This window comes from Candidatus Accumulibacter sp. ACC003 (genome assembly GCF_907163085.1).
In the GTDB taxonomy this organism is placed as follows: Bacteria; Pseudomonadota; Gammaproteobacteria; order Burkholderiales; family Rhodocyclaceae; genus Accumulibacter.
In genome coordinates, this window is the sequence record NZ_CAJQTX010000010.1 from 56,861 (window position 1) to 77,898 (window position 21,038).

The window sequence follows — 21,038 nt, forward strand, 5'->3', positions numbered from 1 at the left end:
CCCTGAGACGCCCGACTACGATCGCGCGCTGCTCTCCAGGTAGTAGCCGAGCACTTGCTGAAGGTACTGTTCGGGTAGCGGCACGGCGATCCCGGCGGCCGCCAGGAGTTCCTGCGTGCGATGGTTGGCAAAGGTCTGCTCGGTGGCCAGGTAATCGAGGAAGACCGGCAGCGTCTTTACCGCCCGCCTGGCGTCGGCCGGCATCAGCAAACTGGCCGCGCTCAGGAGCTTGCTGAAAACACCGGTCGGCAGGTTAACCAGGCGCGGCACGCGGCGTCCGGCCAGAGTAAAGGCACGGCGAACGCTTTCGCGCAAGGGCTCCAGAGCCAACGCCATTGTTGGTCCCGAACACGAATGAATGATGCGACCGGTGCTGGCCGTCGTCGTGCTCGACCAGGCGATGGCCCTGGCGACGTAGTCGGCAGGAACAATGTCCAGACGCGCGCCACCGAAATTCGGCGACAGGCCAAGGGTGCGCCTGCCCGAGAGGAATTCGCACAAGTGGTAGAAAACCTGAAAATGGATGATCCGGCCATTGCCGCTGTCGCCGACGACCATGCTCGGCCGATGCACGGTTAGCGGCAGACCGCGTTCGAGCTCGAGGCGAACGACGTCCTCGGCTTCGGCCTTGGCCTGCTCGTAAGTGTTGTGAAAATCGCGGGCGCCGCTCAGCCATTCTTCTGGAACGTAGCCGTGCGTGCGTCCGCCGACGCCGACGGTACTGACGAACTCGACTTTCGCCAATAGCGGGCAAGCGTGCGCCAGCGCGATGATGTAGCGCGCCGAGTCAATCGACGAGTGGCGTGCCTGTTCGATCGGCAGGTTCATCCGGACGTTACCCGCGCTGTGCACGATGTGCGTGCACTCGGCAGCCAGCTGGCGATAGTCGGCGTCGTCGACGCCCAGGCGCGGCCGCGTCACGTCGCCGCGTAGAGCGCGCACGCGCTGGCGAGCCGTATCAGCGGCGCCGATCTGCCAGAAGCGATAGAGCGACTCGAGGCGTGCCGCCAGATCATCGTTCGACGCTGCCCGCAACAGCAAGCTGAGACGCGTTTCCGGATCGCGCAGCAGGACCGGAATCAGCGCGCTGCCGATGGCGCCGGTGGCGCCGCTTATGAAGTAGTTTTTCATGATCGGCAATAGAAGTTGCGGGTGTCCTCGCTCCAGGCTTCAGCAGCGCCGTGAGCGTCGTCGAGGAGAACAAAGAGGTCGCGCAAGGCCGCGGCGAACCTCGCTTCGATAACCTGCCGACGCAGTTTCAAATTGCTCGTCAGATCGCCGTCGGCGATGCTCAACGGCTGCGCGCTGATCAGCAGTCCGGCCGGCCGCTGGTACGCCGGCAGAGGCTCGCTGGCGGCGGCTACCTGCGCCCGCAGGCTGGTGAACGATTCTCGCTCGCCGGCCTGCCACGCCGCGTCGCTGACCACCAATAGCGCGACGGGTTGCGGGCGACTGCGGCCGAAAAGAACGGCGTGCTCCACCTGTGACACCTGCTGCAGCCGGCCTTCGATCGCTGCAGGGCATATACGGCGCCCCGTCGAGGTCTTGAAGATCTCGGACTTGCGGCCGATCAGGGTAATGAAACCGTCGGCGTCGATGCTCGCGAAGTCGCCGCTTGCCAGGTAAGCATCGCCGTCAAGCTGCACTTCAAGGGCCGTCCCAGCGTCGCCCAGGTAACCCGAGAACACGCCGGGACCGCGGACCAGCAATTCGCCGTCGTCGGCCAGACGCACGTCGCTGCCTGGCAAAGCCTGGCCAACGGTGCCGAAGCGGAAACAGTCGGGCCGATTGAGTGACACCGGAATGATATTTTCACTGAGGCCATAAGCTTCGAGGATCGGCAGGCCCATCGCGTGAAAGCGTTCGAGCAGCCACACCGGCATCGGCGCCGAACCGCTGATCATGAAGCGCAGAGCGCGACCGAGAACGTTGCGCAGCTTGCCGAGCGCCAACCAGTTGGCCATCGCGAACTGCATCTCGAGGAGCAGATCTGGCGGCTCGCCGGCACGCTTCGCGCGGGCCCGCCGATCCCCCACCGACAAGGCCCAGCGCACCAGTTCCTGTTGCCAGGCGGGCTGCTGCGCGATGACCTCCTCGATTCCGGCATGCAGCTTCTCGAAAAAGCGCGGGACGCCGATGAACAGCGTGGGTTCGATGCTCTTGACGTAGCGCATCACTTCACGCGGATCGGCGACGTAGTAGGTCTGCGCGCCACGACCGATGGCGCTCAGATTGATCATGCGCTGAAAGAGGTTCGACAACGGCAACCAGCACGCCAGACGACTGCCTTCAACGACTTCAGGGTAGGCAGCGAGAATCGCTGCGGCGGCGAGACACATCTGCCGATGGCTGTACTCGATCCCCTTGGGCTCGCCGGTCGTCCCCGAGGTAAAAATGATCGTCGCCGTGGCGTCCGCCTGCGCTAGATTCCAGTCCTCTTCGGCCGCCGTCTCGGCGAGTATTTCTTCGAGCGAGACGATGCCCGCGGCCCCGCCCTCGGCGACATCGAGACAGATCACGAAACGAAGGCGCTGCCTGAGCGCATCGTCAAACCTGTCGAGCTGCGACGGCTGAGCGAGTACCAGGCCGGCGAAGTCGCAGCCACGTGCCAACTCGCGCAAGTGTTCGTCGAGAGCGTAGGGATCAAGGCCAACAGCGACGCCGCCCGCGGCAAGAACGCCAAGCTGTGCGAAGTCCCACTCGCGACAACTCGGCGCCATGATGCCGACCCGCTCGCCGCCGGCCAGGCCAAGCTTCCTGAAACCAACGCTGAGCGTGGCGACGGCCTCGCGATAGGCCCGCCAGGTAGTCCCCAGCCACTCACCACCGGCCGACGGCAGCTGACGCAGCGCGATAGCGTCCGGGGTCCGCAGGCTGCGGGCGTGCAAAATCCCGGGAACGGTCCAGCCGCTGCTTTCGATCGCCGCATCACGAACGGGCACACTACTCACGCTCGCCCTCGGCACGCGCGGCTGGCCCTGGCGAGTCGGCTGCTGCGCGCGGCTCGAGGACCGGGTCATAAGCACCGCGCGGTCTGGTGATCCGCAAATCGTCGGCCGTCAAGCCCAGCCAGTTCATGCTGCGGGTCACCTCGCGGCCCGGACCAACCCGGTTGCGGATCAGGAAGTCGACTACCGGGCCCATCACCTGCCAGTAGCGACGGTTGGCCTTGCCGTGCCGAATCAGGCTGGAAAACTCGGGTGCGTACGGGTTGTAGCCAAAAGTCAGGAGGTCCGAATACATCAGCAACCAGTTGATCGGGTAGTTGCTGTGAATCGGGTTGGCGTGCTTGCTCGACGCCACCAGGCCAAGATCAACGACCTTGCGCATGATTTCCTCCTGGTTGTACGGCCAGGCATGAAAAGGCGCGAGGTAGCGCGGCACCTGCGTTCCCGGCGGATAGCTGCGCGGGTTGTAGAAGCGACCCAGATCGTCGGCGCTGAACTCACCGCAGTTCGCCAGCTCCGGCGGCGTCCAGTCGGTCTCGCAGAGCAGCTGCCGCGAGAACTCGTAGAGCATGCGCTCGGGCTCGGGTTGGCCGGGCGAGTAGCCAGCCAGCACCAGCGGGATGCCTTTGGCGATCGCCAGCTTGATCGCGTCGCCTTCGAACAGCGGCGCATAGACGTAGGACAGTGTGTAGACCGCACCGCGCTCTTCCTGATTGCACAGCAGATAGCGGAAGATGTTCTTGTAGAAATCCGGCGCGGGCGAATAGCTGATGTGATGGATATTCAACTTGCCGAGCGCGCGCTTGATGTTGTCCCAGGCCAGCGCCGGGATGTTGATGTCAACCGTGAACGCCAACACCTTGAGTTTGAGTTCAACGGCCAGCCGGTAAAGAAGATAGATGCTGTCCTTGCCACCGCTGAGCGGTACCAGGCAATCGTACTCGCCCTGCCCTCGGCACTCGAGCAGGGTGTTCTCGAAATCGGCCTCGTACGCGCGGCGAGCTTCTTCCGTCCTGGCGGTCGTCGCCGCCAGCGAGCTTTCGTCGCGACACAGATTGCAGACGCCGTCGGGGGACAGCGATACGCCGGGGACACGATCTGGCACCAGACACTTGGTGCATCTCTTCATTGTAATTTCTCCACAGCCGGTGAACAGCGAGCCGGCCAGCGTAGCACGGTCGAGCAACGGCTTGCCCGCGGCGCGACTTCAGCGGCTGCCAGCATCGCTGCGTCGCCAACGCGACCTGGACGGCATCCAGCCCACCAGCGGCCGATGTGCCCCTGCCATCCAGATCCCTGGTGAAACATTGGGCGAGCGATCGCGGGGCCGCGAAACCCCAGGGCCTTGAGCGAATGAGCGCGCCAGCGACTCGCCGATTCGGCTCACCCAGCGGCCGGCGAGCTTGCCCTGGTGATTCCGGGCAAGCCTCCCAGGAGCTTTGGACTGCTCAATATTCGGGCAAGAACGGCGAATTGTCCACATCCTCGCCGCGTTCACGGTCAATACGCGACTCCCGAGGAACGATCTTGTACTCGACGCGCCGGCCAGACTTGCCTGCGCTTGGCCCTCGCCCATGTTTGGCATCCGGCGACGTCAGCTGCTCGCCGCGCCCGGCGCGGCGCGCCTGAACTGCTCGGCGAAAGCCGTCACCGCTGGGAAGAACTCGAGAAAGTCGCTCTCGAAGTCGCCGTAGCCACCGGCCAGCTCGCTACCCGCACCGGCCATGGTGTTGCGACGACTGACGCGGTGCACGGCAATCCGATCGATTGCCCGACCGACCGCGGCTGCTTCAAGATAGCCGGCAAGCCAGTCTTCCCGGCGCATCGTGGGCAGGATCCGCGCCAGACGTTCGGGCAACGAGCGCTGCCCCAGCAGTAGGTAAACCCCGGCCGCAAAGGCTGCTAGTGGCTGTTCGGAAAAACGCCGCCAGTGCACCGCCAGAAAGTGGTCGTAGAACATGTCGATAATGACTCCACCATAGCGGCGGCGGCCGGCGCTGAGCCGCTGCCGGCTGCGGCGGAAAGCGGCATGCGCGTCGGCGAAACTGTCGATTCGCCGGTGCAGAACGAGGCCGCGCACGACGGCGGCGCTCAGTCCCGGTGGCGCCGGCAGCAGCGGTCCCTTGACGAAATCACCGAGCAAGCCGCCCAGTCCGCAAGTCGTCGTCCGGGCCGGCCAGCAGCGCGTGCGCCAGATAGTTCACGACGGCAGTCGAGGAAAGGGCCGCGGCGGCGCTTCGCCGACGTTCGCCACCGACTGCAAACCGAAGCCCTGCGCACGCGGCAGGTGCAACAACAGCAGCTCGCTGCCCAGGAGAGTGACCTGGCCCGTACGCCGATTGTCGCCGGTGTCGCTGTACTCGAAACGATAGACGCGACGCCAGCGCAGGCGGCCCTCGTCGTCGCGAGCGGGACGCAGCGACGCCAGCGCGACGGTGTCGTCAAGGAGCTGCAGATCGTCGGCATCACACGCCGCGCGCACGGCGCGAATGCCCGCCTCACGTGCCCTGAAGCTGTCCAGCCATAGCCAGCCGGCGGCGAGCATGCCGAGCAGGCTGAGGATTTCCATCCACGGCATCAGCGGCCTCTGGCGCCGACGCCGGCAGCGCGCGGCAAAATGCGCCCGATGCCGCGACGACGCCGAGCGGTCTGGAGGGCAAAAATTCCAAAAGAGGTGCTCTGACGTGTCACTTTGAAAGTCCCTGGTGTGCTTAGTCGCCAACCGCGTCGATCGCCGCTGGCAAGTGCATGTTGCAAGAACAGCGGCAGAACGCCCGCTCTGACACGAAGCGGCATGGCGATCAACGGCAGCTTGGCTATACTAGCGAAAAATGGCTCCCACCACATCCCGATCGCTGCCCGACCGCGCGGCGCCACTCCTGATCGCCTCCGCCGCACTGTTTGCCGCCCTTCCTGCCGCCCTTCCTGCCGACCTGGCTGCTCGCGATGCGAGTGATCCGTTTGCCACCAGCGCGCTCGTTCCGCCGCGCCCGGCCTTGGCGCTCGCCGGTCCGGACAGCGCTCAGCGGCCGTGTCAGGCGCTACCCGCCGACGTCGCCTATGGCGTTGTCGAAGTCGTCGACCTGGCGCTGTGCAAGAATCCGAGCACCCGCGAAGTGTGGTCGATCGCGCGCGTGCAGACGGCGCAGGTCGGTCTGGCGCAGGCCGAGTTCCTGCCAACGCTCGATGGCCGCGTCGGCGCCAGCCGCGTCGCCATCGATTCGCGCCGCGCCAATCAGCGCAGTGCGGCGCTGACGCTGTCGTGGCTGCTGGTCGACTTTGGCGCACGCTCGGCGAACCTCGAAGCCGCCCGGCAGTTGCTCAGTGCCGCGGCGGCGACGCTCGACGCGACTGTGCAAAGCGTCTTCCTCAGCGCCCTGCAGGCGTACTACACGACGCAGGCCGCGCGCGCGGCGGTCGTCGCCGCGCTGGAATCGGAAAAAGCGAGCCACGAGAGCCTGTCGGCGGCCGAGGTTCGCTACCGGGTCGGCAGCGGCACGCCGGCGGACCGCCTGCAGGCGCAAACCGCCTGGTCACAGGCAGCGCTCAACCGCATCAGGACCGAGGGCCTGCTGCGCACCTCCTTTGGCCGGCTGGCCAAGGTCATGGGCCTCGACGCCAACCAGCCGCTGCACCTCGACGAGATTCCGGCGGCCGTACCCGACGCGGCATTCGACCGCGGCGTCGCCGCCCTGATCGAGCAGGCGCGCCGGCAGCGACCCGAGATGAAAGCCGCCGAAGCCGAGCTGAAAGCCGCGCAAGCCGGTATCGACTACGCGCGTGCTGCCGGCCGGCCAACGATCTCGCTGAGCGCCGGGCCGCAATGGCAAGACCTCGGCGAACTGTCGAACCACGGCAATTCGATTGGACTGACGCTCAGCGTGCCGATCTTCTCGGGTTTCAACACCACCTACAAGGTCCGCGCCGCCGAGGCCAGAAGCGACGTCCAGACGGCGCGCCTCGACAACACCAGCCAGCAGGTCGCGCTGGACGTCTGGGAAACGTATCAGAGCCTGAGCACGGCCAGCGAGACGATCCGTCGTTCGGCCGACCTGCTGGCCAGCGCCGAGCAGTCCGAGCGCGTCGCGCTCGGCCGCTACAAGGCCGGTGTCGGCAACATTCTCGACGTCCTCAACGCCCAGAGCGCACTCGCCGCCGCCCGTCTGCAGCGCATCCAGGCGATGCTCGACTGGTACGTCTCGCGAGCGGCGCTGGCCAGGGCGGTCGGCGTCCTCGACAGCAGCCTGCTGTTGTCGGTCAGCGCCCCACAGAAAGACTACAGACCATGAAGCTCTCACTCGGCAGGTCGGCGATCGCCGTGCTGTTCGTCGCGCTGGCTGCCGGCGGCGTGTACTGGCAGCGTCAGAACGCGGCCCAATCGCCCGCGCAGCGCTACAAGCTGCAGAGCGTCGAGCGCGGCGACGTCACGCAGACTGTGTCGGCCAACGGCACGCTCAACCCGGTGGTGCTGGTCAACGTCGGCACGCAGGTCTCGGGAACGGTCACCAAACTCTACGTCGATTTCAACGACAAGGTCGAGAAAGGGCAAGCGCTACTCGAGCTCGATAACTCGCTGCTCGCCGCGCAGGCGCGGCAGTCGGCGGCCAACGTGCTCAACATTTCGGCAGCGCTCGACCTGGCGCGCGCCAATGAAGCGCGCATGCAGCAACTGTTCGCGCAGGAGTACGTGTCGCGCCAGGAGCTCGAACAAACGATCCAGCTGCGCCGCTCGAGCGCGGCGCAGCTGGCGCAGGCCCGGGCGGCCGCCGACAAGGACCAGGTCAACCTGCGCTTTACGACGATTCGCTCGCCGGTCTCGGGCGTCGTCGTCGACCGCGTCGTCGACCTCGGACAGACGGTTGCCGCCAGCCTGCAGACGCCGACGCTGATCAAGATCGCCCAGGATCTCTCCGAAATGCGCATCGACTCGAGCTTTGCCGAAGCCGACATCGGCAAGATCAGGCCCGGCCAGCAGGTCCGCTTCACCGTCGACGCCTTTCCCGACAAGAATTTTCACGGCGAGGTACAACAGATTCGTCTCAACCCGACGACCCAGCAGAACGTCGTCACCTACAACGTCCGGGTCTCGCTCGCCAACCCCGAACAGCTTCTGCTACCGGGCATGACCGCCTACGTCAGCATCGCCGTCGCCAGTCGTCAGGATGTCCTGCTGGTGGCCAACGCCGCGCTCCGTTTCAAGCCCCCCAGGGAACTCGTCAACACCACCCAGCGCGCGCCAGCGCCGCCGGCCGCCGCTGCTGACGCCGCCAAGGGCAGCGAGGCCAGCAGTGGCGGCAAGGGCACCGTGTACGTCGTCGATAACGAGCAGCTGAAAGCGCTGAACGTGCAACTGGGAATCACCGACAGCCGTAACAGCGAAGTCGTCGGCGGCGACCTGAAGGTCGGCGATCGCGTCGTCGTCGGCGAGAACCCGGGCTCTTCGAACGGCAAGCCGAGCAGCGTCGGCGTACGTTTGTTCTGATGTCGCAACCACTGATTCGCGTCGCCGCGCTGGGCAAGTCCTACCGCACCGCCGCCGCACCGTTCCCGGCGCTACGCGGCGTCGATCTGAGCATCGACGCCGGCGAGTTCGTGGCCATCATGGGCCACTCCGGATCGGGCAAGTCGACCTTCATGAACCTCCTCGGCTGCCTCGATACAGCCAGCAGCGGCGACTACTTCCTGGCCGGCCGCAAGGTCGCCGACCTCGACCAGGAGCAACTGGCGGCGCTACGCAACCAGACCATCGGCTTCGTCTTCCAGGGTTTCAACCTGCTGCAACGGATGAGCCTCGAAGATAACGTCGCGCTGCCGCTGGTCTATGCCGGGCGCGGACTCGCACGCGAGCAGCGCCGCCAAAGCGCGCGCCAGGAACTGGCCCGCGTCGGTCTCGCCAGCTACGCCAGTTCGCTGCCCAGCCGCATTTCTGGCGGCCAGCAGCAACGCGTGGCGATCGCCCGGGCGCTGGTCAACTCGCCGCAACTGCTCCTCGCCGACGAACCGACCGGCAACCTCGACAGCCATACCAGCGAAGAAATCATGAAGCTTTTCTCGCAACTCAATGGCGAAGGCATCACCATCGTGCTGGTCACGCACGAGCCCGACATCGCCGCCTGGGCGCGGCGACAGGTGTGCTTCCTCGACGGCCTGATCGTCAGCGACGTCGCGACGCCACCGCGAGCGCTTGCCTAAGGGTCATGACACGTTGAGATACCCCAGATCATGAAAGTCATGACCATTCCCCTCTCACTTGCAGTGCGCATTCCGGCTTGCACGCCGGAATCGTTCGCCGGGCAGGGAGCAGGCTCCCTGAATTCCCCGCCTCACCCCCAACCCTTCTCCCGCGAGGGGAGAAGGGAGCTTCGTGAGTCGCTTGCGCGACTTTCACATTAATGCTCAAGGCAATGCTCGGCGAGGCCTGGTACGCGATGGGCGCCAACCGCCTGCGCACCGCGCTGACGATGCTCGGAATGGTCATTGGCGTCGGCTCGGTGGTGCTGATGATGGCCATCGGCCAGGGTGCGCAGTACGCGGTGGCGCAGACCATCAGCAGCATGGGCAGCAACCTCTACATCCTGATCTCGGGCTCGACCAGCTCCGGCGGCTTGCGCAGCGGCGGCGGCGGCGGCCCGTCGCTGAACGTCGCCGACGGCGAGGCGATCGCCGAACTCGACGGCGTCAGCCACGTCGCGCCGGTACACCAGGGGCGGCAGCAACTGGTCCATGGTGCGAACAACTGGAGCTCCACGGTGGTCGGCACGACGCCCGCCTACCTCGACGCGCGCGCGTGGACGATGGCCAGCGGTTACGCTTTCGGCGACTCGGACGTCCGTTCGGCGACCCGCGTCGCGCTGATCGGCCAGACCACCGCCGACAACCTGTTCGCCGCCGAAGACCCGGTCGGCAAGACCATCCGCATCCAGCAGAGCCCTTTCCTGGTGATCGGCGTGCTCGCCAAGAAGGGGCAGAACCTCGACGGACGCGATCAGGACGACACCGTGATCGTGCCGCTGAGCACCGCCCAGCGCAAGGTCTTCGGCACCCCTTTCCCGGGTTCGGTACGGCTGCTGATGGTCCAGGCCAGTTCGGCCGAAGCGATGCCGGCGGTCGAAGCGGACATGATCGCGCTGCTTCGCCAACGCCATCGGCTGCGCGAGGGACAGGACAACGACTTCTACGTCCGCAACCTCGCCGCGGCGGCCGACACGGCGGCCGAAACGACGCGCGTGATGTCGGTCCTGCTCGGCGCCATTGCCTCGGTGTCGCTGCTCGTCGGCGGCATCGGGATCATGAACATCATGCTCGTCTCGGTGACCGAACGAACGCGCGAAATCGGCATCCGCATGGCCATCGGCGCGCGTCAGAAGGACATCCTCGCGCAGTTCCTGCTCGAAGCCCTGATGATCTCGGTCGCCGGCTGTCTGATCGGCCTGGCCCTCGGCATCGCCGGCGCGCTGCTGACCAACGCCATCACCGACATGGCGATCGTCATCTCCGGCGCCTCGGTGCTGGTCGCCTTCGCCGTCGCCGCCGGCATCGGCATCTTCTTCGGTTTCTACCCGGCACGCCGCGCCGCGGCGCTTGACCCGATCGAAGCGCTGCGCCATCAATAGGTCCGCAGGCGCTACAATCAGCAATCCAAAACGACAGCGAGACCTAGCCATGCCCATTTTTGCAATCGGTAGCCGCCGCCCGCAGATCGACCCGCACAGTTGGGTTGCGCCGACGGCGATCGTCATTGGCGACGTCCGTCTGGCCAAAAATGCATCGATCTGGTGGAACGCAACGCTACGCGGCGACAACGACCCGATCACTATCGGCGAGAACAGCAACATCCAGGACAACTCGGTGTTGCACACCGACGAAGGCGTGCCATTGACCATCGGTCGCGACGTCACCGTCGGCCACCTGGTAATGCTGCACGGCTGCACCATCGGCGACGGCTCGCTGATCGGCATCGGCTCGGTGCTGCTCAACCGCTGCGTCATCGGCAAGGGTTGCATCGTCGGCGCCAACACGCTGGTTCCGGAAGGCAAGGTCTTTCCCGACCATTCGCTGATCGTCGGCTCGCCCGGCAAGGTCGTTCGCCAACTCAGTGCCGAAGACGTCGAGCGTCTGCGGCATAGCGCCGACCACTACGTCGCCAACTGGCAGCGTTACGCGCGCGAACTCGAAGCGCTGTAGTGGCGACCGCCCGCGACCGTCCCGGCGCAACACGAAAGGAACACTGATGGGAGCTGGTGTCGAAAGGAAGCCTTTTGACCAGGCGATGGCCAGCGAGCTGCGGGCCATCGTCGGCGACGAGTACCTGTGCACCAGCGCCGACGATCTCGACCGCTACTCGCGGTGCACGATTCCCTGGCAAAGCCGCTGCGCGGCGGTAGTCTTTCCGGCCTCGGCCGAAGAGGTCGCCGCGGTCGTCAAAGTCGCCGCCCACCACCGACTGCCGGTGTGGCCATCGAGCAAGGGCCGCAACTGGGGTTACGGGACGACGCTGGCGATCGACGACGGGGCGCTGGTGATGATTCTCGAACGCATGAATCGTGTTCTGGAAGTCAATGAAGAACTCGCTTACGCGGTCATCGAGCCCGGCGTCACCTACGAGCAGTTCAACGCCCATCTGCGCAGCAAGGGCTACAAGCTGTGGATCGACTGCACCGACGGTTCCGGACAGGGAAGCGTCATTGGCAACGCGCTCGAACGCGGTATCGGCGAGACCCCCTACGGCGACCACTTCGGTAATTTGTGCGGCCTGCAGGTGGTACTCGCCGACGGCGAACTGGTGCACATCGGTGGCGCGGTGCAGGGCCTGAAGACCTGGCACACGCACAAGTGGGGAGTCGGTCCCTACCTGGAGGGAATGTTTACACAGTCCAACCTGGGGATCGTCACCCGTGCCGGCATCTGGCTGATGCCGCGACCCGAATGCTACAACTCCTTCGTCTATGAAATTCGCGACGAACGACACCTGCCGCAGGTCCTCGACGCTTTTCGCCGCCTGGCGCTGACCGGCGTGGTCAACACCAAGCTGCACATGATCAACGATTTCGTGTCGATGACCATCCTGACCCAACGCGTCAGCGAGCAGGTTCCGCAGGACGGGCCACTGAGCGACGCCGATCTGGCGGCCCTGCGCAAGAAGTACGGCGTCTCGCCGTGGAACTGTGCCGGCGGCATCTACGGAACCCGCGGCCAGGTCAAGCTGCAGCGCTCGCTGCTGCGCGCCGCGCTGTCTCCGTATGGACGACTGATCTTCATTTCGGACCGCGTGCTGCCCTTTTTGGAAGGACTCATCAACCAAGCGTGGAAGAGCGACTTCTTTCGTCGCCTGGTCGAAGTTGGCGCGCGAACCTCGCTGCCGGTCCTCGAATCGGCACCTTACGTGCACAAGATTCTGCAAGGTATCCCGACCGAATACTTCGTCAAGCACGCCTATTACCGTTACCGCCGGCCGCGGCCAGCGCAAGACGTGCAGCCGGCGCGCGACCGTTGTGGACTGATCTGGTTCGCGCCCATCCTGCCGTTCACCAACGCCCACGTCTGGCCATTTCTCGAGGCCTGCAAGCAGCGCTTTGCCGCGCACGGCTTCGATTTCTACGTCGCCATGCTGCTGATGAACCCGCGCTCGGTGGTCTGTCTGATGGCGGTGATCTACGACCAGGAGGATGCCGACGAAACGGCGCACAGCCAGCAGCTCTACGATGAGCTACTGGTGCTGATGCGCGAGCGGCAGTTCCAGCAGTATCGTGCCGGCCTGCAAAGCTGGCGCGAACTGTTCAAGGACGCGCCGGAGATGCGCCGTCTGAATGCCAGGATCAAGGCCGCCCTCGATCCCGACAACATCCTGGCGCCTGGACACTATGGCGTCGACCACTAGCGCCCTGCGCGCGCCCCGCGACGGCGGCGCGACTCGCTGCTCTGGCGTCGGCACACGATACGCACGCGGAAACGCACGCAGATACGCACGCAGATACGCACGCAGACACGCACGCAGACACGCACGCACCGACTCGTCGAAGTGATGTCGGAACGACCGACCATCCTGTTCGTCGCCGATGCCGTGACCCTGGCGCACGTGGCTCGTCCCTGCGCCCTGGCCGGGCGCCTCGATCGGGAACGCTTCTCGGTCGTCCTGGCGTGCGATCCACGTTACCAGCGCTTCCTCAGCGCGCTGGACTTCCCAACCCTGCCACTGCCGTCGATCGCCAGCGAACGCTTCCTGCAGGCGGCCGCGAACGGCAAACCACTCTACGACACCAGCACGCTGCGCAGCTATGTGCGTGACGACCTGGCCTTGCTCGAAGCCCTGCGGCCGACCGCCGTCGTCGGCGACCACCGGCTGTCTTTGTCGGTCAGCGCCCGCGTCGCTGGCGTCCCCTACCTCAGCGTGATCAACGCTTACTGGAGCCCGTACACGCTCCGCCGCTTACTGCCGGTGCCCGAGTTGCCGATCAGTCGCTGGTTTGGCACGGCTCTCGCGCAGGCGATGTTCCGCCTGGCCTGGCCGTTCGCCTCGGCGTGGCATACCGCTCCCCTGAACCGCGTGCGCCGCGACTACGGCCTGCCGGCTCTCGGGCGAGACTGGTTTCGTGCCTACACCGACGCCGACCGCACGCTCTACGCCGATGCCAGCGAACTGGTGCCGACCAGCGGGCTGCCGGCGACTCACTCGTACCTCGGCCCGGTGCCCTGGTCGCCGGCGGTGCCACTACCGAGCTGGTGGGACGAGCTCCCCGACGACCGCCCGCTGATCTACGCGACCATGGGCAGTTCGGGCGACCCGGCGGTCCTTGAATTGATCCTTGGCGCACTCGCCGACCTGCCGATCACGGTCGTCGCGACGACGGCAGCGCGCGTCCTGCGGGCAGCGCCGCCAGCCAACGCGCGCCTGGTCGACTACGCGCCGGGCGAGCAGCTCGCGGCCCGCGCCGACCTGATGATCTGCAACGGCGGCAGCCTGACCGTTTACCAGTGCCTGAGTGCCGGCAAGCCACTGATCGGCATCGCCGCGCACATGGACCAGCAGCTGAGCATGTGCTACGTCGAGCAGGCCGGCGTCGGCCAGCTGCTGCGCAGCGACCAGCTGAGCGCGGCGACGCTGCGCCAGGCGGTTACGCGCATGCTCGCCGACCAGCCCATGCAGCAGCGCGCGCGGACGCTGTCGAACGCGCTGGCGGACTACGACCCGGCGGCGCGCCTGAGCCGAATCCTCGACGAGGTCTGCCGCCATGCTCAGCCTTGACGAGATCGCCGCCAAGCACTGGGACTGTCTGGTGATCGGCACCGGCATCGGCGGCGGCACGCTCGGGCACGCGCTGGCCGCCGCCGGCAGGGACGTGTTATTCGTCGAAAAAGGCCGCGCCGCCTTCCTCCACGACGATGCGTTGCGCGGCAGCTACCCGGAATTGAGCTTTCCCCGGATCGACGTCGCGTCGCCGCGCAACGCTTCGCAACTGGCGCAAGCAGGGCGCTGCTACGACGAAATCCGTGACGGCAAGCGCCGCTTCGTGCCGTTCATCGGCTGCGGCACCGGCGGGTCGAGCGCGCTCTATGGCATGGCCATGGAGCGTTTTTTGCCGAGCGACTTCGCGCCGCCTGCCGACGCTGCTGAGCGGCGCCCGGACTCGGCAGCCACCGCCTGGCCGCTGAGCTATGCCGACATGCTCCCCTGGTACCAGCAGGCGGAACGTTTGTACCGCGTTCGCGGCTGCCGCGACCCCTTGCGTGGCAGCGATAGCGAACTGCTGCTGCCGCCACCGCCGCTGACCGCGCACAATGCCGAGTTGTACGCGCACTTCGCCGGTCAGGGATTGCACCCCTACCAGTTGCCGCTGGCCTGCGAATCGCTCCCGGGTTGCGAATGCTGCCAGGGCTATCTCTGCAGCCGCGCTTGCAAGAACGACGCCGCGCGGATCTGTATCGAACCGGCTGTCCGCGAGCACCGCGCCAGCCTGCTTGATCAATGCGAAGTCATCGCGCTGGAAGCGACGGCGACGCGCGTCAGCGGTGTGATCTGTCGCTACCAGGAGCAGACTCTGACGCTGCGTGCCGAACGCATCGTGCTGGCGGCTGGCGCGCTGATCACGCCGGCGCTGCTGTTGCGCTCGACATCGGCGCACTGGCCGCAGGGTCTGGCCAACGCCTCGGGCCTCGTCGGGCGAAATCTGATGCGCCATTTCGTCGATCTCCACCTGGTTTTCACGCGCAGCGGCGGCGCCAACCCCTTCAAGGAAATCGGCCTCAGCGACTTCTATCAAACCGCCGACGGCAAACTCGGCAGCCTGCAGTCCTTCGGCCTCCTGCCGCCAGCGCCGATCCTGGCGGCAACGCTGGCCAAGGACGTCGCTGACGCCGCGCCATGGGCGTCGCCGCTGTTGGCGCTCGTCCGCCCACTGCTGCCGGCGCTGCTGTCACGGCTATTCGCTCGCGGCGTCCTGCTGGCAGCAATCATGGAAGACCTGCCGGCGCCCGGCAATCGCGTCGTCGCCGGCCCACCGCTGGCCATCGAGTACCGCCCGCAGGCCGAAGACATGCGCCGTCTGGACGCTTTCCGACAGCACGTGCGGCGCGTCCTCAAACCCTATCGCGTCCTCAGCCTGCACCAGGCCGAAAAGAATTCCATGCTGGCCCACGTCTGCGGCACCTGCCGTTTCGGCAACGACCCGGCAAGCAGCGTTCTCAATCCTGAAAATCGTGCGCACGGCCTCAGCAACCTCTACGTCGTCGATAGCTCGTTCTTCCCTTCCAGCGGCGGCACCAATCCGGCACTGACCATCGCCGCGAACGCGCTGCGCGTCGCCGACCACCTCCTCCACCCCCGTTAGACGGAGACCTTCAGTGAGCCAAAGCATGCGCGGCAAAGCGGCGACGCAACCCACAACGACTTCATCGGCCGTAAGAAACTCGCTGTTTCGCCTGACGCTCAGCAGCGAAATCTTTATCGCCGCCAGTCCGCAGCGGCTCTGGGAAATCATCACCGACTTCGCGGCCTACGGCGGCTGGAACCAGGCGATCCCCAGCGCCACCGGCGAAGCGACCGCCGGCAGCGTGCTGCGGGTGCTAATCCACTGGCCCGGTCTGAAACGAAGCCACTACGAGTTGGACGTGCTGACCGCCAGCCCGGCGCACGAGCTGCGCTGGCTGGGTCATTTCGGAATCAAGGGGCTGATGGATGGCGATCACCGCTTCCTGCTTGAAGCGGTCGGCGCGGACACCACCCGGCTCACCCAGACCGAGTGTTTTTCCGGCGCGCTGATTCCCGTTTTCGCCCCGTGGTTGCGAGACAACGTCCTCAGCGGCTTTGATCAGATGAATCTGGCGTTGAAAGCACGCGCCGAACAGCCACCATTGGCCACGCCGGTACGAGAGTCAGCGCTGCCGCGCAGCAGCGCCATTTGAAAAAGACCGAGCGGGCAGATTGACCGCTGATCGGCGAGGTCGGCTCAGACTGCCGCAGCGCGGATCGGCACCGCCGGCATCCCGCCCCAGGTCTCGCCCGGCGGCACGTCGCTGCCAGCCTTGAGTACCGAACCCGGAAGAATGACCGCGCCGGCGCCAATCGTGACGCCGGGCATGAGAATGCAGCCGACGCCGACGGTGGCGCCCTTGCCGACGCGCACTGTATGCAGGATCAGGCGATTCCTGGCGATGGCGTGCGAAGTGAGCACGCAACCCTCGCCAAGAACGCAGCCGTCGTCAAGGATCGTTAGTCGCGGATCAAGGATCTTGCCGGCAACCGCCACCTGCCGGCCGATGCGGGCGCCGAACGCGGCATAGAAACCCGCCCGCGCGAACACCGGAAAAAACAGCGACAGCGCGACCTTGCCCAGTTCGCCGACGACGTGCTGCACTTTCCAGAGCGTGAATTGTGGATCGTCAAGCGCGTATTCGCCTTCGCGCAGCGGTAACCGGGCCGCCAGAACCGCCAGCACGACGGCGGTGAAGCCCCCGTAAGCGAGCGCCAGCAGGGCCAACAGGGCAATCGCCGCGAAAGCACCGAAGAGTGAAGTCAGCCAGCCGTGCGCCGCCCACAGCGTCAACGCCGTCGCCGCGACGACCAGACCGATCAGGCAGCTGGAATAGACGTAGTCTTTGGCGTTGGTTTCCATTTGAGGCGATGATACACGCGCAGATACACGGGCCGCCACAAAAAAAAGGGGCCCGCAGGCCCCTGTGTTCAGACGTGACCGCCTGCTTAGATGTTGCGCTTCCGGCCGATACCGGCAAGACCGGCCAGGCCAAGGCCCAGCAGAGCCAGCGAACCGGGTTCCGGAACGAACGAGGTGCTAGCGTCGGCCTGGAACTGGAAGTTTTTCCCGTCCAGACCGTTAATCGTACCAATTCCAGGCAACACATCGCCGTTCTTGGTCGGATCGCTACTGAACTTGCCTGACGGATTGACCTGATCGAACGACGTGCGCAAGTTGGTAGAAACCTTGCCAAACGTCAGAGTCGTCCCCTGCGCCAGATCGGGGAAGTAATCCGGGTTGGCATAGTCAACCACAAACAGGATATTGCCACCGCCGTTACCGCTCAGCGTCTTGACAGTCGGGTAATTATTGGCGCCAGGCCTGATCAAAAGCGGTAAAAGGACCAGCTACTGTCGTCGGAGAAGAGACGGTGAAGGTCGTGCCGATCTCGGTGACGTGGCCCTTGAGGATGTTCAAGGCACCAGCCGTCGCCGAGGTGAAGCCCAAGCCGGTCAGGTTGTTGCCCAGAGCCGTCTGCAGGTTCATTTCGACAAAGTTGACCGTCGCCGTGGGGTCAAAGGCAAAGGTCGCCGTGCAGGCGGGGCCGAAGGGGCAAGTACCGAAGATGCCGGTCACCACCTCGCCGTAGCCGGCCGCGAAGGTGAAGAACTTGCTGGAACCGCCGTTGGCATAGAGGACGCTGTTATCGAGTTTGGTCACCGTGGCCAGATTGGCCTGGTAGAGGTCGATGACCTTGGACCCAACGCCTCCACCCAGCGAAGGAAGACCACCGCCGACCGCCAGAACGTTACCCGGCGCCTGGTCGATCACCGATGCCTTGGTGACGGCGCCGGCACCGAAACCGTTGCCCAGTGGATTGAAGGTGAATTCGATCGAACCAGCGTGCGCTGCACCGGCCAGGCCCGTGCCGAGCGCAACCGCCACTGTAATTACTTTTTTGTTGAGGTTGAACATATCAGTACTCCTGTCGAGTTGTTACAAGAAACTTCTGTCATTCACTGCAATTTTTTCTGGGCTGTTCGCCCGTTTCTTGTTGGGCGTGCCCTAGATAAGCAATCCCCGTGCCTGACTTCGTTTACAATTTTCAATCTGCTGTTATAAAACACTTTTATTTTTTTACATGGGGCGGCCTCAAGGCAATAGACGGCTCCAAATGGGACGTGTGTAAAATTTTCCGACACTCTCCTCGGCCTTTCGCAGGCACCCAAGCTGTATACGCAAACCGCGGCGACGCCTGGCCTGGCAAGCGGCAAGAACGCCTTGCACGGCGGCAGCGGTCACCGGCAACAGAGCTCCAGCCAGACACGTCCGGCGATTCGCCAACAGCCCCTGAACACGGCTCGGCGGCGGCAAACGACCGGTCAGTAGCCAGCCAATCAGTAGTTCTGCCGAAGCGCATCGACGACCGCGATTTTCCCCACTCGCCAGGCGGGTAACAGCGACGCCAGGATGGTCGCGCCAACGCCGACGCCAAAGGCCATCAGAACAACTTCCGGCACGACACGGATGTACGCGGTGTAGCCAATGTTGGCGTTTGGCGGTGGCGGCATGGGAATCCCGATCGCTGAAATGGCGAACGCCAGCGCTATCCCGAGTGCCACCCCGAGCAAGCTGCCACCGATCCCAAGGAATACGTTCTCGATGACCAGCAGGCGAAATACCGTGCTACCCCTGTTGCCCAGCGCCATCATAGTTCCGAACTCTCCGACACGCTCGAAGGCGCTCATGTTCACACTGTTGGCGACGCTGAGCAACACCAGAACGAGGATGATCAACTGCAGAACGCCAAACTGGCGCTCGTAAAGCGCGACCGCCCCCTCGTACAGTTCGTTGAGCTGGGTCCACCCCATCACCTCATAGTAGCCGAGGTCGAGTTGGTCCTTCAGGGCCGCCAGGACGCGTGCCGTGTCCTCGGTTCGCTGCAGCGACAGGACGAGGGTGTTGGCACCCTGCGTCGCCAGCGACTCCTGCGCAGCGGCGAGTGGAATGCGCACAGCGCGGGCGTCAAAGTCCGAAGAAAAGCTCTGGAAACTGCCGATGACGGTCAGTTCCATGCTGTTCAGCGCGCCGTCAGCGGTCGTCAGCAGTAGCGTCACCGGGTCTCCCGGCCGCAATTGCAGCGCGCGCGCCACACCATCGCCCAACAGGATGCCGCGCGGGTCGTTTCCGGAAAGCTGCCGACCGGCCGTGATCTGGAGCTGACTGCCGAGCGCCGCCTCCTGGTCCGGCTCGACTCCCTCGCCGACTATCGGCCAGTCGGTACGCCCATTGCTGAGCAGCCCGGAGAAGCTGATCCGCGCCATCACGTCGACGACGCCCGCTTGCTGCGCCAGGAGCCGACGCGGCTTCTCGAGGTCGTCGATCAAATAGCTCTCGGGGCTACGCGTCCCCTTGGCATGGAAGCCCGCCCGCGACACCTGCAAATGCCCCGACTGCGAGTGGATCAGCGCCTCGCCGAGCTGGAAATAGACGTCCTGCACGAAACCACCGCTGAGAATCAGGCCGACGACACCGAACACGATCGACGCCAAAGTCATCAGCGTCCGCACCCGGTTGCGAAACAGATTACGTAGCGCGAGCCTCAGCATGGGGCCTCGTCCAAACTAACGATTGTGCCGCAAGGCATCGACGATCTCCAGGCGCGAAGCCTTCCACGCCGGATAGAGACTGGCCAGCGTGGTCGTCCCGATGGCCAGCAGAAAGGCTTTGCTCAGTAGCGCACCGGTCAGCATGATTTCGCCACTGTAGCCCTCCGACATCCCGGGCGGTGGTGGCATCGGGATGCCAACATATGAAATAAGCATCGCCAGGGAAGCGCCCAGCGTCAGTCCAAGGGCGCCGCCGATGAGGCCGATGGTCAGCCCCTCGTAGACAAACTGCAGGAGAATCTGACGACGGCGGCGGCCGATTGCCAGGCAAGTGCCGATCTCGGCCGTTCTTTCGAGGACGCTCATCATCATCGTATTGGTGATACTGAGGACGATGATGATGCCGATGATCAGTTCGACGATGCTCACCTGTTTCGAAAGCAGCGCTGCCGTCTTCTTGTAGAAATCGGCCAATTCGTACCACGGCACGAACTCCAGGCCACTGCCGCGAAACTTTTCCCGCAGCGCCAGCATCGTCGCCGTCGTGTCGCGGGTATCGTCGACAACGAGGATCCAGCGATGAGCGCCATCTACGCGCAGCAAGCGCCGCGCCAGCGGCATCGGCACCCGCAAGGCCGAGTCATCGTAGGCCTTGCTGACCGAGGTAAACAGACCACGCACGGTGCACTCGACGGCGTTGAGACCTCCGGCACCGGTCGTCGCCAGCAACACCACGGTGCCACCGACCTTGACGCCCAGGTTCTCGGCCAAACCACGCCCGAGGACAATTCCCGTCGGGGCGTCGCTGGACAGCGTCTGTCCGGAACTGAGATTCATGGCACGACTGACGATACGCTCGGCCTCGGGGTCGACGCCCTCGCCAACGAAGGAAATCGTCGACTCACCGTGGCTGATCATGCCGTTGAACGAGAGGCGCGGCGCGATCGTTTTGACCTTGGCGAAATGCTCGATCTCCTGCAACTCCGCCGACGACGACGGCAGGAGATGACGCATCGGGTCCGCCTGGCCTTTTTCCAGATAACCGGCTCGCATGACGTGAATGTGCCCGAGCCCGGACTGGATGGCGCCCTCGCGCGTGGCCCAATAGATCCACTCAATGAAACCGGCGGCAAGGACGAGCGAGACGACGCCGAAGGCGACCGCCGCGATTCCCAGGAGACTGCGACGATACTGGCGAGTGACGTTACGGAAAGCCATCAGGTATTCGAGCCACGCCGGGCGCACGCCGCTCGGCAACCGCACATGCCTGGCAGCGGCCGCTACAGTCGAAT

Annotated in this window: 19 protein-coding genes; 9 read left to right on the top strand and 10 right to left on the bottom strand. The window is 65.0% G+C overall.

The window, feature by feature from the left end; all coding sequences use genetic code 11:
- Positions 1–15: 15 nt before the first annotated feature.
- The 5 genes from QZ656_RS21545 to QZ656_RS21565 all read right to left on the bottom strand — a co-directional run bounded on the left by QZ656_RS21545 (position 16) and on the right by QZ656_RS21565 (position 5,526).
- On the bottom strand, positions 16–1,131 hold the full coding sequence (locus QZ656_RS21545) for an SDR family oxidoreductase (RefSeq protein ID WP_291995327.1): 1,116 nt from the start codon (positions 1,129–1,131) through the stop codon (positions 16–18).
- Complete coding sequence (locus QZ656_RS21550; RefSeq protein ID WP_291995328.1) at positions 1,128–2,951, bottom strand: AMP-binding protein; 1,824 nt, start codon at positions 2,949–2,951, stop codon at positions 1,128–1,130. The genes QZ656_RS21545 and QZ656_RS21550 overlap by 4 nt, the downstream gene beginning before the upstream one ends.
- Positions 2,944–4,077, bottom strand: a complete 1,134-nt coding sequence (locus QZ656_RS21555) for a hypothetical protein (RefSeq protein WP_291995329.1) — start codon at positions 4,075–4,077, stop codon at positions 2,944–2,946. Before QZ656_RS21555 ends, QZ656_RS21550 begins: the two co-directional genes overlap by 8 nt.
- 465 nt (positions 4,078–4,542) lie before the next feature.
- Positions 4,543–5,091, bottom strand: coding sequence for an acyl carrier protein phosphodiesterase (locus QZ656_RS21560; RefSeq protein ID WP_291995330.1), 549 nt, complete (start codon positions 5,089–5,091; stop codon positions 4,543–4,545).
- A gap of 57 nt (positions 5,092–5,148) precedes the next feature.
- The gene (locus QZ656_RS21565; RefSeq protein ID WP_291995331.1) at positions 5,149–5,526 is read right to left on the bottom strand and encodes a DUF3301 domain-containing protein; all 378 of its coding nucleotides are present in this window, start codon (positions 5,524–5,526) and stop codon (positions 5,149–5,151) included.
- Positions 5,527–5,779: 253 nt separating this feature from the next.
- Here QZ656_RS21565 and QZ656_RS21570 point away from each other — a divergent pair, with 253 nt between their 5' ends.
- The 9 genes from QZ656_RS21570 (at position 5,780) to QZ656_RS21610 (ending at position 16,346) form a co-directional block, all read left to right on the top strand.
- Complete coding sequence (locus QZ656_RS21570; RefSeq protein WP_291995332.1) at positions 5,780–7,237, top strand: TolC family protein; 1,458 nt, start codon at positions 5,780–5,782, stop codon at positions 7,235–7,237.
- Positions 7,234–8,430 (top strand): efflux RND transporter periplasmic adaptor subunit, encoded by a 1,197-nt coding sequence (locus QZ656_RS21575; RefSeq protein WP_291995333.1) that lies wholly within the window; start codon positions 7,234–7,236, stop codon positions 8,428–8,430. Before QZ656_RS21570 ends, QZ656_RS21575 begins: the two co-directional genes overlap by 4 nt.
- The gene (locus tag QZ656_RS21580) at positions 8,430–9,140 is read left to right on the top strand and encodes an ABC transporter ATP-binding protein (RefSeq protein ID WP_291995334.1); all 711 of its coding nucleotides are present in this window, start codon (positions 8,430–8,432) and stop codon (positions 9,138–9,140) included. Before QZ656_RS21575 ends, QZ656_RS21580 begins: the two co-directional genes overlap by 1 nt.
- Positions 9,141–9,340: 200 nt before the next feature.
- Positions 9,341–10,561, top strand: a complete 1,221-nt coding sequence (locus QZ656_RS21585) for an ABC transporter permease (RefSeq protein ID WP_291995335.1) — start codon at positions 9,341–9,343, stop codon at positions 10,559–10,561.
- A 49-nt stretch (positions 10,562–10,610) separates the two neighbouring features.
- Positions 10,611–11,132, top strand: a complete 522-nt coding sequence (locus QZ656_RS21590) for a gamma carbonic anhydrase family protein (protein WP_291995336.1) — start codon at positions 10,611–10,613, stop codon at positions 11,130–11,132.
- A 46-nt stretch (positions 11,133–11,178) separates the two neighbouring features.
- Positions 11,179–12,825 carry an FAD-binding oxidoreductase gene (locus QZ656_RS21595; RefSeq protein WP_291995337.1) on the top strand — a complete coding sequence of 549 codons (1,647 nt, stop codon included), beginning with the start codon at positions 11,179–11,181 and terminating at the stop codon, positions 12,823–12,825.
- Between the two features lie 144 nt (positions 12,826–12,969).
- Positions 12,970–14,190 carry a glycosyltransferase gene (locus QZ656_RS21600; RefSeq protein ID WP_291995338.1) on the top strand — a complete coding sequence of 407 codons (1,221 nt, stop codon included), beginning with the start codon at positions 12,970–12,972 and terminating at the stop codon, positions 14,188–14,190.
- Positions 14,177–15,772 carry a GMC family oxidoreductase gene (locus tag QZ656_RS21605; RefSeq protein WP_291995339.1) on the top strand — a complete coding sequence of 532 codons (1,596 nt, stop codon included), beginning with the start codon at positions 14,177–14,179 and terminating at the stop codon, positions 15,770–15,772. Before QZ656_RS21600 ends, QZ656_RS21605 begins: the two co-directional genes overlap by 14 nt.
- 13 nt (positions 15,773–15,785) lie before the next feature.
- Positions 15,786–16,346: an SRPBCC domain-containing protein gene (locus QZ656_RS21610; RefSeq protein ID WP_291995340.1), complete on the top strand. Its 561-nt coding sequence runs from the start codon at positions 15,786–15,788 to the stop codon at positions 16,344–16,346.
- Positions 16,347–16,390: 44 nt separating this feature from the next.
- Here the strand turns inward: QZ656_RS21610 and QZ656_RS21615 are convergent, their stop codons facing one another.
- The 5 genes from QZ656_RS21615 to QZ656_RS21635 all read right to left on the bottom strand — a co-directional run bounded on the left by QZ656_RS21615 (position 16,391) and on the right by QZ656_RS21635 (position 20,964).
- Positions 16,391–17,056 carry a hypothetical protein gene (locus QZ656_RS21615; protein WP_291995341.1) on the bottom strand — a complete coding sequence of 222 codons (666 nt, stop codon included), beginning with the start codon at positions 17,054–17,056 and terminating at the stop codon, positions 16,391–16,393.
- Between the two features lie 86 nt (positions 17,057–17,142).
- Positions 17,143–17,451: a PEP-CTERM sorting domain-containing protein gene (locus tag QZ656_RS21620; RefSeq protein ID WP_291995342.1), complete on the bottom strand. Its 309-nt coding sequence runs from the start codon at positions 17,449–17,451 to the stop codon at positions 17,143–17,145.
- A gap of 52 nt (positions 17,452–17,503) precedes the next feature.
- Positions 17,504–18,112, bottom strand: coding sequence for a hypothetical protein (locus QZ656_RS21625; RefSeq protein WP_291995343.1), 609 nt, complete (start codon positions 18,110–18,112; stop codon positions 17,504–17,506).
- 422 nt (positions 18,113–18,534) lie between these two features.
- The gene (locus tag QZ656_RS21630; protein ID WP_291995344.1) at positions 18,535–19,746 is read right to left on the bottom strand and encodes an ABC transporter permease; all 1,212 of its coding nucleotides are present in this window, start codon (positions 19,744–19,746) and stop codon (positions 18,535–18,537) included.
- Between the two features lie 15 nt (positions 19,747–19,761).
- Complete coding sequence (locus QZ656_RS21635) at positions 19,762–20,964, bottom strand: FtsX-like permease family protein (protein WP_291995345.1); 1,203 nt, start codon at positions 20,962–20,964, stop codon at positions 19,762–19,764.
- Between the last annotated feature and the right edge of the window lie 74 nt (positions 20,965–21,038).

Coding starts and splice junctions, on each gene's coding strand:
- QZ656_RS21600 (WP_291995338.1), top strand. CDS start 12,970: ATGTCGGAACGACCGACCATCCTGTTCGTCGCCGATGCCGTGACCCTG.
- QZ656_RS21630 (WP_291995344.1), bottom strand. CDS start 19,746: ATGCTGAGGCTCGCGCTACGTAATCTGTTTCGCAACCGGGTGCGGACG.
- QZ656_RS21545 (WP_291995327.1), bottom strand. CDS start 1,131: ATGAAAAACTACTTCATAAGCGGCGCCACCGGCGCCATCGGCAGCGCG.
- QZ656_RS21555 (WP_291995329.1), bottom strand. CDS start 4,077: ATGAAGAGATGCACCAAGTGTCTGGTGCCAGATCGTGTCCCCGGCGTA.
- QZ656_RS21635 (WP_291995345.1), bottom strand. CDS start 20,964: ATGGCTTTCCGTAACGTCACTCGCCAGTATCGTCGCAGTCTCCTGGGA.
- QZ656_RS21625 (WP_291995343.1), bottom strand. CDS start 18,112: ATGTTCAACCTCAACAAAAAAGTAATTACAGTGGCGGTTGCGCTCGGC.
- QZ656_RS21585 (WP_291995335.1), top strand. CDS start 9,341: ATGCTCAAGGCAATGCTCGGCGAGGCCTGGTACGCGATGGGCGCCAAC.
- QZ656_RS21605 (WP_291995339.1), top strand. CDS start 14,177: ATGCTCAGCCTTGACGAGATCGCCGCCAAGCACTGGGACTGTCTGGTG.
- QZ656_RS21570 (WP_291995332.1), top strand. CDS start 5,780: ATGGCTCCCACCACATCCCGATCGCTGCCCGACCGCGCGGCGCCACTC.
- QZ656_RS21580 (WP_291995334.1), top strand. CDS start 8,430: ATGTCGCAACCACTGATTCGCGTCGCCGCGCTGGGCAAGTCCTACCGC.
- QZ656_RS21615 (WP_291995341.1), bottom strand. CDS start 17,056: ATGGAAACCAACGCCAAAGACTACGTCTATTCCAGCTGCCTGATCGGT.
- QZ656_RS21575 (WP_291995333.1), top strand. CDS start 7,234: ATGAAGCTCTCACTCGGCAGGTCGGCGATCGCCGTGCTGTTCGTCGCG.
- QZ656_RS21595 (WP_291995337.1), top strand. CDS start 11,179: ATGGGAGCTGGTGTCGAAAGGAAGCCTTTTGACCAGGCGATGGCCAGC.
- QZ656_RS21565 (WP_291995331.1), bottom strand. CDS start 5,526: ATGCCGTGGATGGAAATCCTCAGCCTGCTCGGCATGCTCGCCGCCGGC.
- QZ656_RS21590 (WP_291995336.1), top strand. CDS start 10,611: ATGCCCATTTTTGCAATCGGTAGCCGCCGCCCGCAGATCGACCCGCAC.